At 67.7% G+C, this 14,582-nt stretch carries 13 protein-coding genes; 12 read left to right on the plus strand and 1 reads right to left on the minus strand.

Going from position 1 to position 14,582, the window contains the following annotated elements:
* Nucleotides 1–220 precede the first annotated feature (220 nt).
* The 8 genes from B9N97_RS01210 (at nt 221) to B9N97_RS01245 (ending at nt 7,670) form a co-directional block, all read left to right on the plus strand.
* Nucleotides 221–769, plus strand: coding sequence for a hypothetical protein (locus B9N97_RS01210; RefSeq protein WP_085082511.1), 549 nt, complete (start codon nt 221–223; stop codon nt 767–769).
* Nucleotides 770–790: 21 nt separating this feature from the next.
* Nucleotides 791–2,533, plus strand: a complete 1,743-nt coding sequence (flgK, locus tag B9N97_RS01215; RefSeq protein WP_085082512.1) for a flagellar hook-associated protein FlgK — start codon at nt 791–793, stop codon at nt 2,531–2,533.
* A gap of 11 nt (nt 2,534–2,544) precedes the next feature.
* Nucleotides 2,545–3,450 (plus strand): flagellin, encoded by a 906-nt coding sequence (locus B9N97_RS01220; RefSeq protein WP_085082513.1) that lies wholly within the window; start codon nt 2,545–2,547, stop codon nt 3,448–3,450.
* Between the two features lie 122 nt (nt 3,451–3,572).
* A complete protein-coding gene (locus B9N97_RS01225) occupies nt 3,573–4,397 on the plus strand; it encodes a flagellin (protein WP_085082514.1) in 825 nt (274 codons plus the stop codon).
* Between the two features lie 135 nt (nt 4,398–4,532).
* A complete protein-coding gene (gene fliD, locus B9N97_RS01230; protein WP_085082515.1) occupies nt 4,533–6,215 on the plus strand; it encodes a flagellar filament capping protein FliD in 1,683 nt (560 codons plus the stop codon).
* A 40-nt stretch (nt 6,216–6,255) separates the two neighbouring features.
* Nucleotides 6,256–6,747 (plus strand): flagellar export chaperone FliS, encoded by a 492-nt coding sequence (gene fliS, locus B9N97_RS01235; protein WP_085082517.1) that lies wholly within the window; start codon nt 6,256–6,258, stop codon nt 6,745–6,747.
* A 34-nt stretch (nt 6,748–6,781) separates the two neighbouring features.
* Entirely contained in the window at nt 6,782–7,402 is a 621-nt protein-coding gene (locus B9N97_RS01240; protein ID WP_244560487.1) for an RNA polymerase sigma factor, read from the plus strand.
* Nucleotides 7,392–7,670: a hypothetical protein gene (locus B9N97_RS01245; protein WP_085082521.1), complete on the plus strand. Its 279-nt coding sequence runs from the start codon at nt 7,392–7,394 to the stop codon at nt 7,668–7,670. Before B9N97_RS01240 ends, B9N97_RS01245 begins: the two co-directional genes overlap by 11 nt.
* 5 nt (nt 7,671–7,675) lie before the next feature.
* On the opposite strand, the gene B9N97_RS01250 is transcribed toward B9N97_RS01245, so the two are convergent.
* Nucleotides 7,676–9,997: a tetratricopeptide repeat protein gene (locus B9N97_RS01250; RefSeq protein ID WP_244560488.1), complete on the minus strand. Its 2,322-nt coding sequence runs from the start codon at nt 9,995–9,997 to the stop codon at nt 7,676–7,678.
* Nucleotides 9,998–10,224: 227 nt separating this feature from the next.
* On the opposite strand from B9N97_RS01250, the gene B9N97_RS01255 reads away from it, so the two are divergent.
* The 4 genes from B9N97_RS01255 to B9N97_RS01270 all read left to right on the plus strand — a co-directional run bounded on the left by B9N97_RS01255 (nt 10,225) and on the right by B9N97_RS01270 (nt 14,558).
* The gene (locus B9N97_RS01255; protein ID WP_244560489.1) at nt 10,225–11,379 is read left to right on the plus strand and encodes a M20 aminoacylase family protein; all 1,155 of its coding nucleotides are present in this window, start codon (nt 10,225–10,227) and stop codon (nt 11,377–11,379) included.
* Nucleotides 11,380–11,658: 279 nt separating this feature from the next.
* A complete protein-coding gene (locus tag B9N97_RS01260; protein ID WP_244560490.1) occupies nt 11,659–12,879 on the plus strand; it encodes an NAD(P)/FAD-dependent oxidoreductase in 1,221 nt (406 codons plus the stop codon).
* A 17-nt stretch (nt 12,880–12,896) separates the two neighbouring features.
* On the plus strand, nt 12,897–13,394 hold the full coding sequence (locus tag B9N97_RS01265; RefSeq protein WP_085082527.1) for an L-2-amino-thiazoline-4-carboxylic acid hydrolase: 498 nt from the start codon (nt 12,897–12,899) through the stop codon (nt 13,392–13,394).
* 54 nt (nt 13,395–13,448) lie between these two features.
* Nucleotides 13,449–14,558 carry an ABC transporter substrate-binding protein gene (locus B9N97_RS01270; RefSeq protein WP_085082529.1) on the plus strand — a complete coding sequence of 370 codons (1,110 nt, stop codon included), beginning with the start codon at nt 13,449–13,451 and terminating at the stop codon, nt 14,556–14,558.
* Nucleotides 14,559–14,582: the final 24 nt, after the last annotated feature.

Genomic DNA, 14,582 nt, shown 5'->3' on the forward strand with positions numbered 1-14,582 from the left:
GCGGGTGTCGGTTTCGAGTGCCCCCTCCCCGACCCTCCCCCGCTCCGCGGGAGAGGGTGCCTTACGCGAAGCGGCGGCAGTCCCCTCCACCGCCAAAGGCGGGGGAGGGTTAGGGTGGGGGCATAGGACTGCACATCTCTCGAATTCCTCCCCAAAAAAACCCGCCAGCTTTCCCCCCACCCGCCGTGGAACCAGACATCCAACACCCGGAGCCAAATCCATGGCGCTCAAGCAGACCCTGCGGAAACCGGCCCCGCCGAAGCCCGTCCTGACCAAGGCCCAGGCACCCACCCACCCCGCCGAACCAGCCTCCCCCACCATCGTCCTCCGCGTCGACGCGGTGGAGGTGCTGGAGGCCTTCGTCGCCGAACTGGACCGCAGCGCGGCACGTGCCGAGGCCGCCGTGCGCGAGGGCCGGCCGCGCGACGCGCTGCTGGCGGCCGGCGACATGCAGACGCTGCTGCGGACCTGGAGGGACCGGCTGGACGATGCGCTGGCGCAGACGCGCAGCAAGCGCGTCTCCCCCACCGTGCGCGGCGCCGCCAAGGCCGCCGCCGACCGCGTGCTGCCGACGTTGGCCGCCCGCATGCGGGAGATCGAGGCGCAGATCAAGGTGCACCGCGCCCGCCAGAATGCCATCGGCGCCGCCCTGCGCGCGGCATCCACCGCGCCGGCCGGCGTGTATGGCGTCGCCTATGGCGCTGCGGGGCGCTATGGCGCACGGGTGGCGACGCGCACCACCGGCCATGTCGTCGGTCTGACGGCCTGAAACGCAGGGGAGGAAGCCGCCATGTCGCTTCGCGTCGCCGGTTCCATCGCCACGTCGGCGCTGCGCACGTCCGAGGTCGGGATCGCCGTCGCCTCCTCCAACGTCGCCAATGCCGACACCGACGGCTACACCCGCAAGACCGCGTCCAACGTCACGCGCAGCACCGGCACCAACATCTCCAGCGTCGACGTCACCGCCGTCAGCAGCAATGTCGACCGCTATCTGCTGAAGACGCTGGTCGCGGCGCAATCGGACCTCGGCTACACCGACACCCGCAACCGCTATCTCGACCAGATGCAGTCGGCCTTCGGCAGCGTCAGCGACGACGACAGCGGCGGCACCGACATCGGCTCGATGATCGACGCGCTGGCCGACACGCTGGGCACCCTCGCCACCTCCCCCGAAAGCGAGAGCGCCAAGGCCGCCACCGTGCAGGACCTGTCGGATCTGGCGGAGACGCTGCGCAGCACCTCGTCTTCCATCCAGTCCCTGCGCGCCCAGGCGGACGACGCGATCGCCAGCACCGTCGACAGCATCAACGAGACGCTGAACAGCATCGATTCCCTGAACGACCAGATCGTCAAGGGCAAGGCGCTGGGCCAGAACGTCACCGACCTGGAAGACCGGCGCAACACCGCGCTGAAGAGCCTGGCGACCAACATCGACGTCACCTATCAGGTCGACGACAGCGGGCTGATGCGCATCTCCACCGCGTCGGGCAAATCGCTGCTCGACAGCAAGGTGCATGAACTGTCCTACACGCCGGCCGCCTCGGTCAGCGCCAGTACCATCTACAGCGCCAGCGGCAGCAGTGGATTTGGCGGCATCATGCTGAACGGCACCGACATCACCGGCTCCTCGCCGGGCGGCACGCTGGGCGCCCTGGTGCAGCTGCGCGACACCGATTTGCCGGCGCAACAGGCGAGCCTGGACGAGCTGGCGACCACCCTGATGGACAGCCTGAACGCGATCCAGAACCAGGGCACCGCCTACCCCGCCCCGCAAAGCCTGACCGGCACCGAAACCGTCTCGTCCGGCGATGCGCTGACGGTGACCAGCGGCACGCTGCGCGTCGCCGTCACCGACAGCAGCGGCACGGCGGCGGAGGTCCTCGACATCGATCTGTCGACCCTGTCGACGCTGCAGGATGTGGTCGACGCCATCAACACGATGAGCACTGCATCCGCCTCGATCTCCGCCGACGGCAAGCTGGTGATCGCCGCCACCGATTCCGGCAACGGCATCGCGCTCGGCGGCGATGACGGCGCCTTCTCGACCGCCTACGGCCTGAACGACCTGCTGACCGGCACCGGCGCCTCCGACATCAAGGTCGCGACCCGCATCGCCGGCGACAGCAGCCTGCTCGCCACCGGCGCCCTGTCCTCCACCAGCGGGCTGACCGCCGGTGACACGGTGCTGACCAGCGGCGAGGGATCGGTGGCGACGGCACTGTCGGCAGCCTTCTCCACCAGCCACGACTTCGATGCCGCCGGTGGTTTGAGTGCCCGCAGCACGACCTTCGCCGGCTATGCCGGGGCGGTGATCCAGGGTGCGGCCACGCTCGCCGACATGGCATCCACCGCCTACGACAGCCAGAACAGCTACGCCAGCAGCCTCGAATCCACCTTCTCGTCGCAGAGCGGCGTGAATGTCGACGAGGAAACCGCCGCGATCTCCACCCTGCAATCCGCCTACGAGGCCGCAGCCGCGGTCATGAAGACGCTGCAGGAGATGTTCAGCACGGCGCTCGACATGGTCCAGTAGAGGAGACCGCGATGGAACGGGTCGCGACCTACAACCATCAGAACACGCTCGTCCAATACATGATGAAGGCCGAGGCCAAGGTGGCCGCGGAACAGGTCCGCTCGGCGTCGGGGCTGAACTCCACCGACTACAAGGGCATCGCGTCGGACAGCGGCCGGCTGGTCAACCTCGAAAGCCACTACCGCCGGCTGGAACAGTATATCGACGAAGGCGAGGTCGTGAACGGCCGCATCCAGTCGATGTACGACGCCGTCGGCAGCATGTCGGACCTGACCTCCCGCCTCAGCGCCCTGATCACCGGCCTGCAGGGCGACAACGCCGCCGGTGTCGAAGGCGTCGTGGCGGAAGCGGGCCAGCTGATGGAGGAGCTTGGCGGGCTGCTGAACACCCGCCAGGACGGCCGCTATCTCTTCGCCGGCGGGCGCACCGACCAGCCGGCGGTCGATCTCGACAGTTACACAGCCGCGACTTACCCGTCGAGCGCCGACACCGGTTATTACCAGGGGGATTCGACCGTCGCCCATTTCCAGGCGGCCGACGATTTCGTGCTGTCCTACGGCGTCACCGCCGACCAGCCGGCCTTCGAGAAGGCGCTCCGCGCCTTCAGCCTGATCGCCAGCATGTCGACCGACCCGGTCGACGACGATCTGCTGGCCGAAGCGACGCAGCTCGCCTCCGACGCCACCGACGGGCTGTCGATCGTCCAGGCCAAGCTCGGCGCCGCCAGTTCCTCGCTGGAGAACAGCATCGACCGCCATGTCGACGAGCAGCTGGTTCTGCAGACCCAGGTGGAGGACATCCGCAGCGTCGATCTGGCGGAATCCACCACCAGGCTGTCGCAGCTCCAGGCCTCGCTCGAGGCGACCATGAGCCTGATGAAGATCCTCGAGGAGAACAACCTGTCCAAATACCTGTGACCGCAGAGGCAGCGCAAAAAAGCGCTAACCCGACCGAAAAATCCCGCCAGCTTTCGCCGCCTGCCCCGTGAGTCCCAGGTGAGGGTCGCCGAAACGGCCCGGTTCGATCAGGAGACCACATCATGCCCGTCATCTCGACAAACACGGCTTCCAATTCGGCCCTTCGCTACCTGAACATCAATTCGACCAACCAGTCGGACTCGGTCTCGAAGATCGCCAGCGGTTCGCGCATCACCAAGGCGTCCGACGACGCCGCCGGCCTCGCCGTCGGCACCTCGCTGCAGTCGGACATCACGGTGCTGAACCAGGCGGCCACCAACGCCTCGCATGGGTCGTCGATCCTGCAGACCGCCGACGGCGGCATGTCCAGCATCTCCGACATCGTGCAGCGCATGCGCTCGCTGGCCACGCAATCGCTGTCCGGCTCGGTCACCGACAACGAGCGCTCCTATCTCGACGCCGAGTTCCAGCAGCTGCAGGACGAAATCGACGGCATCGCATCGGGCACCCGCTTCAACGACGAATCGCTGCTCGACGGCTCGACCAACTGGGCGTCGGGCGTGAACTTCCGTGTCGGCACCACCTCGACCGACAACATCACCGTGCAGATCGCCGGCGTCACCACCACGGGGCTGGGCATCAACACGCTTGATGTCGGCACCTCGGCCACCGCCGCCGCCGCGCTGACGGCGCTCGACACCGCGGTGACCACCCTGTCGGACGCCCGCGCCGATGTCGGCGCGCTGATCTCGCGCTTCGAATTCCGCAGCGACATGATCGACACCACCATCGAGAACACCGAGGCCGCCCAGTCCGCCATCATGGACGTCGACGTGGCCGAGGAGCAGTCGAAGCTGGCATCGGAGAAGGTCCTGACCCAGGCCGCCATCGCCGTTCTGTCGCAAGCGAACTCGATGCCGGAGAATCTGCTCTCCCTTCTCCGCTGACGGTCCGCAAGGCTGCCGGCGGGGGCACAAGTCCCGGCCGGCCGCCGCTTTCCCTTTCAGCCGAAGCCGCCACCAAACCCGCATCGCCGTGCCATCCGCCGCCCCGCTCGCGGCCGGAATTGGGGGAGCCTTGCCATGACCACCGTCAGTTCCACCTCTTCCAGCACCGCAGCGACGACGGGTTATACGGCGCTGTCCTCCAGCGATTCCGGCACCGGCATCGACTATTCCCTGCTGATCGAGGCGAAGGTCAATGCGAGGCTGGCGAAGGCCGACCGGATCGACACCAAGATCACGGCGAACGAGGCGAAGATCACCGCCTACACCGATCTGCAGGACAAGCTGCAGGCCGTCAACGACGCCATCGACGGGCTGCGCAACCGCAGCGTCGCCACCGGCGCGTCCTCCAACCTGTTCGGCCAGCGCACCGCCTATGTCGGCGACGACGATGTGTTCAGCGCCACGGTGGACGACGACACGGAGGTCGGAACCTATTCGGTCGTGGTGCAGCAGCTCGCCACCAAGCACAAGATCGCGGCGGACGCCGCCGGCAGCAAGACCGATGCGCTGGGCTATTCCGGCAGCTTCACGCTGCAGGCGGCCGACGGCAACGCGGTCACCATCTCGATGGAGAGCGACGACAGCCTGACCGACCTGCGCGACGCCATCAACGCCAACAAATCGACCAGCGGTGTCACCGCCAGCATCGTGCAGGTCAGCGACAGCAGCTATCAGCTGATCCTGACCGCCAACGACACGGGCGAGGAAATCAGCCTGACCGACGGCGGCGACGGCATCCTGTCCTCGCTCGGCCTGACCGACAGCGACGGCGCGATCAAGAACGAGCTGGTCGCGGTGCAGGATGCGATCGTCGAGATCGACGGCGTCACCGTCAGCCGCAGTTCCAACACCATCGACGACGCCATCGAAGGCGTGACGCTGAACCTCTACAGCGCCAGCCCCGACACGGCGATTTCCATGGAGGTGTCGACCGACCTGTCCTCGATCAAGTCGGCGATCGTCAGCTTCGTCGACGCCTACAACGAATACCGCGACTTCGTGCTGACGCAGCAGGCGACGACCAGCGACGGCACGGCGTCCAGCGACGCGACTCTATTCTCCGACAGCCTGTTGCGGCAGATCGTCCGGTCGGTCAACAGCGCCCTCAACACGTCGATCACCACCGACGACGGCACGGTGCTGTCGATGGCCTCGCTGGGCATCAGCTTCAACAGCTCCAACGAGCTGGAACTGGACGAGGATACGCTGAACAGCATCCTCAGCACCGATGTCGATGCGGTTCAGCAACTGCTCGGCCTCAACATGACGAGTTCGTCGAGCCAGATGTCGCTGCTGCGCTACACCAGCAGCGCCTCGGCTTTGTCCTTCACGCTGGATATTGTGCGCGGCGACGACGGCGCCCTCACCTCGGCATCGGTCGACGGCGACAGCAGCCTGTTCACCGTCAGCGACGACCGCATCATCGGCGCCGAAGGCACGGCCTATGAAGGCATCGTGCTGGTTTATTCCGGCAACAGCGGCAGCGTCGACATCGATTTCTCGCAAGGGCTGGCCGACAAGCTGTTCGGTGTCATCGACGATGCGTCGGCGGACTACGACAGCGACCTCGCCACCGCCATCGACGATCTGGAAACCCGGGATACCGAGCTGGAAAGCCGCTCGACCGACATCAAGACCAAGGCCGAGACCTACCGCAGCACCCTGACCGCCTATTACGCCCGGCTGGAGGCGGCTGCCGAGACGGCGGCCCTTCTGCTGAAACAGCTGACCTACAGCGACAGCAGCGACGACAGCTGACACCCGGTCACGGCACATCCCATCGAGAGGATTTGGCGCCATGCGCAATTCCGCCTATTCGAAAGCCCTGAACGCCTATGCCGTCGCCAACAGCGCGGTGCCGCCGCTGGTCGCAGTCTTGCGGCTGTACGAGCGGGCGATGACCCATCTGCATGCCGCCCGCGACGCCGCCGCAGACCGCCGGTTCGAAGCGCACCACACCGCGATCCGAAATGCGGTGATGGTGTTCGCAGGCCTTGATTCCATTCTGGTTTTCGACAAAAATGAGGATGTCGCGCTGACGCTTCGGCGGTTCTACCACCGGCTGATCGTGCAGGCGGGCGCCGCCGCCAGCCGGAAGGATCCGGTGGCGGCCTGTGACTCGCTCATCCGCCAAACGTCCTTCATGCTGAAGGCCTGGCAGGCCATCGCCGCAGAACGCGGCGGGCCATCCACTGTCGTCGGTGCGCCGGCCAAAGGGCCGCATGCATCCGTCGTCGGGAGAACGATGGATCATGCACATGGCGGACTTTCGGGCGGACTCTCGGCTTGACCATCCGCGGGAGGAATCCGGCGTCGGGCGCTCCATGTCCGGGGACCTGAGCCGGGGTTCCGCCGCCGGCGTCATCATCCCCGCGGACGAGGATTGCGACGAAGCGCTGATGGCGCAGATCCGCGCCGGCAGCCAAGCGGCCTACCGGCGGCTGGTGCATCGCCACCTGAAACGTACCTACGCGCTGGCCCGCCGCCTGACCGGCAACGAGGCGGAGGCCGAGGATGTCGTGCAGGACGCCTTCCTCCAGGTCTGGCAGCGCCGCACCCAATGGAGCGACGACGGCGGCGCCCGGTTCACGACGTGGCTGTACCGCGTGGTGGTGAATCGCTGCATCGACCACAAGCGCCGGCCGGTCGGCCAGGATCTGGAAAGCGTCGCGGAGCCGTCTGACAGCGCCCCCGACGCGGTCAGCACCATCCACCGCCGGCAGGTCGCCGCCCGGCTTCTGGATGCGCAGAACAGGCTGACGCCGCAGCAGCGCGCCGCCGTGACGCTGTTTTATTACGAGAATTTAAGCAACGCCGACATCGCCGCCGTTATGCAAATCAGCGTCGGTGCTGTAGAATCGCTTTTGAAACGTGCGCGCCAGCAGCTCCGGCTGCTGCTGCGCGCCGGTGCGCAGGCGGCCAGGGATTCATTCGATGACGGATGAGGAGTTTCGCGATCGGCTCGATCGCTATGGAGGCGACCTCGCCCTCTGGCCCGCCGATACGGCCAGGGACGCGCGGCGCCTTCTTTTGCGTTCGGTCAAGGCGCAGGCGATGCTGGACGAGATGGTGGCGATGGAACTGGCGCTCGGGCAATCGGAAGACCGCCCGCCCCCGGACCTGGCCGACCGCATCTTCGCCGCCGCCTTCCGCCTGCCGCCAACCGACCGGACCTTCGACGAGGATGGCGATCAGCCGCCGCGGCTGATGTAGGCCGGTCAGCCACCCGCCACCCGCCGCAGTTCCATTGCGATCCGCTCCAGCGCCTGTTCAAGCCCCTGCCCGCCCAGCGGCTGGAACAGGCGCATCGACGGATACCAGGGCCGGCCGGAGGTGCCGAGCTGCGTCCAATCCCGGTGCCCGAAGCGCCAGACCGGCACACCCAGCGCACCGGCCAGCTCCGCCACCGAATTCGCCGGCGCGATGACGAGGTCGAGCGCCGACACCAGCGCCGCCGTCTCCTCGAAATCGTCGCGCAGGTCCAGCCCGGTCCAACCGTAGATCGGCTGCCCGAACCGGCGTTCCGCCGCCAGAATTTCGCGCTGGCACTCGTCATACTGCAGGTTCACGAAGGTGACGCCGGGCACCGCGAAGACCGGAGCCCAGCCATCCAGCGGCAGATAGGCGCTGCGGCGGTCGGCGGTCATCACCTGACTGCGCCAGCTGATGCCGACCCGCAGATCGTCGCCCGCGCCATCCAGCCGCTCGCGCCAGTCGGCGACGCGGCTGCCGTCGGCGAACAGCCAGCAGGACCGCGCCGGAAAGGTCGACAGCCGCTCGCGCAGCAGGCGCGGGACCGAGCCGGCCGGGATGTGATAGTCGCAATCGACCGTTTCCGCCTCCGTCACCCCGCAGGGCGGCTGTTCGGCACGCACCGTTGCCTTCGGGAAGGAGCGGGCGAACAGCGGCACCAGCCGGCGTTCGCATTCGATCACCACCCGCCCGGCCATCCTGATCAGGTCGGGATAGCAGGAGGCGAACAGGAACTCGTCCCCCACCCCCTGCTCGCGCCAGACGAACAGGCGCTTGCCGTCCAGCGGCTCGCCAGTCCATTCGGGGATGGTGAAGCGCCGTTCCGGCCGCACGCGTCCGGCCTTGAAGCGGAAGGCGTAGTCGGCCCAGCCGGCGCTCAGCGCGCCGCGTTCCAGCGACAGCAGGCCGCGGTTGAAGCGGGCCAGCGCATGGCCGGGCACGGCGGCGATGGCGCGCTCGAACCAGCGGCCGGCGTCGGCGCGCCCCTGCCGCTGCTCCGCCAGCCCCAGGGTGCAGAGCGGATCGGCCAGCGACGGCGCCAGCGCCAGCGCCTTGCGGCAGGCGACGTCGGCCTCGACGGGGCTCTGGGCGCCGTTGAGAGCATAGGCCAGCACGGCATGCAGCGGCGCATGGCCGGGCATCAGCCGGATGGCACGGCGCACCTGCACCACCGCCGGCCCGAAGGTTTCGCGGTCCGACAGGTCGGCGCCGAGATTGCCCAGCGCATCGGCGAAGGCGGGGTGCAGCGCCAGCGCGCGTTTCCAGCAATGCTCCGCTTCCGCCCGCCGCGCCTGGGCCTTGCAGGCGTTACCCAGATTGTTCCAGGCCTCCGCCCGGCCGGGCTCGCGGGCAATGGCCCGGCGCTGCCACCGCTCCGCACCGCCATGATGCCCGAGCGCCGAGTCAGCCAGCCCCAGGTTGACGAGCGCCGGGACATGGCAGGGGTCGAGCGCCAGCGCGGTGCGGAACCGCGCCCTCGCCTCCTCATGGCGGCCCTGCGCATGCAGCAGCAGGCCCAGATTGTTCCGGGTCTCGGCATGGCCGGGCTCGCGGCGCAGAGCCTCGACATAGGCGCCTTCGGCCTCGCCGAACCGGCCCAGACCCTGAAGCGTGGCGCCCAGATTGGCCCAGACCGACCCGTTGCCGGCGCCCAGCCCGATGGCGTCCCGATAGGCGGCGGCGGCCTCGGCCAAGGCATCCCAACGGCGCAGCGCGTTGGCCAGCGCGACGCGGATGGCACCATCCTGCGGCCGCAGCTTTGCCGCCAGCCGGAAGCAGCCGATGGCGGCACCGCCCTGCCGCAAGTCCTCCAGCGCCCGGCCCATGCCGAGCCGCGGTTCGGCCGCGCTCGGCATCAGACGCGCCGCGGCGCGGTAGCAGCGCAGCGCCGCCACCGGCCGCCCCTGCCGCCCGGCGACCGAGCCCAGCAGGCACAGCGCGGCGGCATCGTCGGGATTAACGGCAAGAGCCCGGCGGGCGCTGGCGAGTGCGGCAGCCACCCGCCCCTCCTCCATCAACGCCTGTCCGAGCGCCAGATGGTAGGAGCCGACCAGCGCGTTGGACCGCGCCGCGGTATCGAAAAGCCGGGTGGCGTCGGTCCTGCGCCCGTCCTGATAGGCGATGTGGCCTAGCAGATGGGCGGCATCGCCGTGCGTCGGGTCGATCCGCAGGATTTCGCGGCAAAACCGCTCCGCCCGCTCGCTCTGTCCGGCATTGTGATGCTGGACCGCAAGACGCAGCAATCCGTCGGTACGCCGTGTCGCGTTCCCGTCCATGGTCGTCGCCATTCCGTCAATGAACCCGTCGGCGGCATCGGGCCGCGCTTGTTCGTTGTACGGCGGTGGCGGCGAACTCCTGCGCCCTTCGACAGTACGCGCAATACAGAGGGGGCACGGAAAGGCTGCGGGCTTTGTGAGCGAAATAGACCGTTTCGGTTCCGGTATAAGTTGGGCAGGATCGAGACAGGATTTTGCCCGAACAAGAGGAACAGGCAATGGACGGGATGGCGACGGGGATGGACAGGCTGACGGCGGACATGACGGAATGGCGGCGCGATCTGCACGCCCATCCGGAAACCGCCTTCGAGGAACAGCGGACCAGCGACTTCGTGGCGGAAAAGCTCGCCTCCTTCGGGCTGGAGGTTCACCGCGGCCTCGCCAAGACCGGGGTGGTCGGAATCCTGCGCAACGGCGAGGGGCCCATGGTCGGCTTCCGCGCCGACATGGATGCGCTGCACATCCACGAGGAAACCAACCTGCCCCACAGCTCGCGCAATCCGGGGCGCATGCATGCCTGCGGGCATGACGGCCATACGGCGATGCTGCTGGGCGCGGCCCGCCACCTGACCGAGAATCCCAACCTGTTCCAGGGCACCATCGTCTTTATCTTTCAGCCGGCCGAGGAAAATGAAGGCGGCGGACGCGTGATGGTGGAGGAAGGGCTGTTCGACCGTTTCCCGGTGGAGAAGGTCTTCGGCATGCACAATTGGCCGGGGCTGGAGGTCGGCCGCATCGCGCTGCGCCCCGGCCCGCTGATGGCCGCCTACGACATCTTCGAACTGACCCTGACCGGCCGGGGCACCCACGCCGGCATGCCGCATATGGGAACGGACACGATCATGGTCGGCAGCCAGATCATCGGCGCCTGGCAGACCATCGCCAGCCGCAGCGTCCATCCCATCGATTCGGCAGTGGTCAGCGTCACCCAGTTCCACGCCGGCGATACGTGGAATGTGCTGCCGGCCACGGCCGTTCTCCGCGGCACGGTGCGGACCTTCCGTCCGGAGGTGCAGGATCTGGTCCAGCGCCGCATGGGCGAGGTCGCAACCGCCATTGCCGGCGGCTTCGGCGTCGAGGCCAGCCTGCGCTATGAACGGCGCTATCCCCCGACCACCAACAGCGTCAAGGAAACGGAACTGGCGCGGCAAGCGGCGGCGCGCGTCGTCGGAGAAGACGCCCTCGATCTGGATCCGATGCCCAGCATGGGAGCGGAGGATTTCTCCTTCATGCTGCAGAAGCGGCCGGGCTGCTACATCTGGGTCGGCGCGGGTCCGTCGGACCAGGGGCGCAACCTGCACAGCCCGCATTACGACTTCAACGACGCGGTGCTGCCGATCGGCGCCAGCTATTGGGTGCGGTTGGCCGAGACCGTCCTGCCGAAGGCCGGGTGACCTGCCGCTTGTGCAATTCCCAGGGATTTCCCAGCGGCACACTAGGCGTAACAATGTTTTCGCTAGAAAATCTTGGGAATTGCGCACGTGTGTCTTTTGACCCATAGTTTGACTGGAGACGGCCGGGCCTGACTGAAGTGATCGGGCCGGACCGATTTGGCCGAGCGGGGGCAGGCGAAAGTGGCAGACCAGGCGCAGGACATTCCAGGCCGGGGCGGAATTTGGCGACGCCCGGACTCGCTATGGGAGGCCACCGCCCCGCCTCCGCCGGAGCTGCCGGTGTTGCAGGGCAACGTGCAGGCCGATGTGCTGGTGATCGGCGGCGGCTTCACCGGCCTGTCGGCCGCCCTGCACGCGGCGGAGGCCGGCAAGCACGCGGTGGTGCTGGAAGCCTCCGAACTCGGCCGCGGCGCTTCGGGACGCAACAACGGGCAGGTCATCCCGACGCTGACCCGGCCCGACCCCGCCGACCTCGTCGCCCGTTTCGGCGGCGAGGCCGGCGAACGCTTCGTCGGCCTGATCCGCGACAGCGCCTCCACCCTGTTCGATCTGGTGCGCCGCCTCGGCATCGATTGCGCGGCGGAGCAGACCGGCTGGGTTCAGCCGGTGCATTCGCCGGGCCGCATCAAGATCGCCGAGCGCCGGGCCGCCCAATGGGGCCAGTACGGCGCCGACGTGGAGTTGCTGGACCGCGCCGCGGTTTCCGCCCTTCTCGGCACCGATGCCTATTACGGCGGCTGGATGAACCGGGCCGGCGGGCACATCAACCCGCTGGCGCTGGTGCGCGGGCTTGCCGCCAAAGCCGTCGAGGCCGGGTCGGCGGTCTACATCAACTCCCCCGCCCTGTCGGTGGAACGGCGCGGCGACATGTGGGTCGTCCGCACGCCACAGGGAATGGTCACCGCCGACGCGCTGGTGCTGGGCACCAACGGCTATGCCGCCGCCGTCTTTCCGGAGATCCGGACGGAGGTCGTGCCGGTGCTGTCCTGGCAGATGGCGACCGCGCCGTTGGGCGACAATGTCCGAAAGACCATCCTGCCGGGCCGTCAGGCGATGTCTGACACCCATGGCGACCTGCGATTCATGCGCTACACCGCCGACAACCGGCTGGTGACCGGCGGCGCGCTGCTGATCCCGGTGAACGGGGCGGAACGGCTGAAGCACATTGTCGGCGACCGTCTGGCCGGGATGTTCCCGGCCCTACAAGGCGTCTCCTTCGATTATGTGTGGAACGGCCGCATCGCGATGACCACCGACTACTTTCCCCGCGTCCACCGGCTGGGGCCGAACGGCTTCGGCTGGGCCGGGTGCAACGGGCGCGGCGTGGCGCTGTCGATCTCGCTTGGCCGGGAACTCGCGCGGGCAGCGATCGGCCAGGATCCGAAGGACCTCGCCCTGCCCTTCACCCCGCCGACACCACTGCCCTTCAATGCCCTGCTGCAACGCGTCGGGCCGTTGAAAATCCTGCAGTACCGTTGGAACGACGCCCGCGAAATTTAATCAAGGAGACGGCCGGCATGTCGGATACCCCCGATTACCCCACCCTTCTGCGCAATGCCTATGCGATGCGCGCGGCGTCCTACGCCCACATGTTCGACGTGCTGCGCGAGCGGTTCGGCACCGAAACGGCGCTGGAGGTCGGGCAGGAGGCCACCCGCCGTCTCGGCGAGGCGATGGGCGTGAAATATGCCGGCCATGGTCCTGACGATCTGACCGGCCTTTGCCATGCCTTCCTCGACGGCATCCCCAACCGTGACAGCATGTTCGCGCCGGAGATCAAGCGGTGCGACGGCGAGGCGCTGGAAATCCACTTCCACCGTTGTCCGCTGAAGGAGGCTTGGCAGGCCCAGGGCCGCTCCGACACCGACCTGGAGCTACTGTGCAAGATGGCCGGCGCCATCGACGGCGGGCTGTTCGAAGCGGCCGGCTTCGTCTTCAAGGGCGAAACCTGGAAGCCGGGCGACGAGGGCTGCTGCCGGCTGAAGGTCCTGCCGGGCGCCAAACCGGCCGAATAAGTCCACGCGCTGCGAAGCATAAGAAGCCAAACAGAAGAAGAGGGTGTCCCCGCCATGAAACTCCGCCTCCTCACGCTCACGACGCTTGCCGTTGCCGGGATCGCCGGTTCGGCCTTCGCCGCCGACACCGTCAAGCTCGGCTATCAGCTGCCGCTGACCGGCGACACCGCGCAGTACGGCCAGGATTTCCGCAAGGCCGCCGAGATCGCGCTGACCGAGTTCAACGCCGCCGGCAAGCCGTTCAAGGTCGAGATCGTCTTCGAGGACAGCCGGTCCGACGCCAAGGAGGGAACCAACATCGCCCGCAAGTTCGTCGACGACAAGGAGATCGTCGGTGTTCTGGGCGACTTCACCTCGGGCGTGTCGATGGCCGCGGCGCAGGTCTACAAGGAGGCCGGCATGCCTCAGTTGTCGCAGACCGCCTCGCACCCCGACTACACCAAGATCTCCAAGTACCAGTTCCGCAACATCGCCACCCAGGCGCAGGAAGGCCCCTACAACGCCAAATGGATGGCGTCCAAGGGCCTGAAGACCGTCGCGGTGATCGCCGAGCAGACCGATTGGGGCCAGTCGGTGGTCAGCGGCTTTTCCGACGCGGTGAAGGCCGACGGCGGCAAAGTCGTTTTTTCGGAGTTCTTCAACCGCGGCCTGAAGGATTACCGCTCGCTGATCAGCAAGCTGGAGCGTGCGAAGCCCGATGCGATCTACACCGGCTTCTTCTATGAGGACGGGGCGCAGTTCCTGAAGCAGCTGCACCAGCTCGGCGTCAAGACGCCGGTCTATTCGACCTCGGCGGCCTACAGCCCGAAGCTGATCGAACTGGCCGGCGAGGCGGCGGAGGGCATGCACCTGACCTCCAACTTCCTGCCGACCGACCCGTCGCCGAACGTCCAGCATTTCGTCGAGGAATGGAAGAAGCGCTCGGATGGCGCCGTCCCCGGCCAGTTCCCGGCCCAGGCCTATGACGCGGTGCGCATCATGCTGGCGGCGGTGGAAAAGGCCCAGCCCAACCCGACGCGCGAGAAGGTGCGCGACGCGCTGGCCCAGACCAAGGACTTCCCCGGCGTGACCGGCAAGACCAGCTTCAGCGCCGACCGCGAGGCGGAAAAGGAACTGGTGAAGGTCGAGGTCAAGGGCGGCGCCTTCGTTCCCGTCAAAGACTGAGGCCCCCGGCACCCGATCTCCAGC

The organism is Azospirillum oryzae (genome assembly GCF_900177515.1).
GTDB lineage: Bacteria > Pseudomonadota > Alphaproteobacteria > Azospirillales > Azospirillaceae > Azospirillum > Azospirillum oryzae_A.

What these genes read in the sequence shown, in the direction of transcription:
- B9N97_RS01210 (WP_085082511.1), top strand. Translation starts at nt 221, where the DNA reads ATGGCGCTCAAGCAGACCCTGCGGAAACCGGCCCCGCCGAAGCCCGTC.
- flgK (WP_085082512.1), top strand. Translation starts at nt 791, where the DNA reads ATGTCGCTTCGCGTCGCCGGTTCCATCGCCACGTCGGCGCTGCGCACG.
- B9N97_RS01220 (WP_085082513.1), top strand. Translation starts at nt 2,545, where the DNA reads ATGGAACGGGTCGCGACCTACAACCATCAGAACACGCTCGTCCAATAC.
- B9N97_RS01225 (WP_085082514.1), top strand. Translation starts at nt 3,573, where the DNA reads ATGCCCGTCATCTCGACAAACACGGCTTCCAATTCGGCCCTTCGCTAC.
- fliD (WP_085082515.1), top strand. Translation starts at nt 4,533, where the DNA reads ATGACCACCGTCAGTTCCACCTCTTCCAGCACCGCAGCGACGACGGGT.
- fliS (WP_085082517.1), top strand. Translation starts at nt 6,256, where the DNA reads ATGCGCAATTCCGCCTATTCGAAAGCCCTGAACGCCTATGCCGTCGCC.
- B9N97_RS01240 (WP_244560487.1), top strand. Translation starts at nt 6,782, where the DNA reads ATGTCCGGGGACCTGAGCCGGGGTTCCGCCGCCGGCGTCATCATCCCC.
- B9N97_RS01245 (WP_085082521.1), top strand. Translation starts at nt 7,392, where the DNA reads ATGACGGATGAGGAGTTTCGCGATCGGCTCGATCGCTATGGAGGCGAC.
- B9N97_RS01250 (WP_244560488.1), bottom strand. Translation starts at nt 9,997, where the DNA reads ATGGCGACGACCATGGACGGGAACGCGACACGGCGTACCGACGGATTG.
- B9N97_RS01255 (WP_244560489.1), top strand. Translation starts at nt 10,225, where the DNA reads ATGGACAGGCTGACGGCGGACATGACGGAATGGCGGCGCGATCTGCAC.
- B9N97_RS01265 (WP_085082527.1), top strand. Translation starts at nt 12,897, where the DNA reads ATGTCGGATACCCCCGATTACCCCACCCTTCTGCGCAATGCCTATGCG.
- B9N97_RS01270 (WP_085082529.1), top strand. Translation starts at nt 13,449, where the DNA reads ATGAAACTCCGCCTCCTCACGCTCACGACGCTTGCCGTTGCCGGGATC.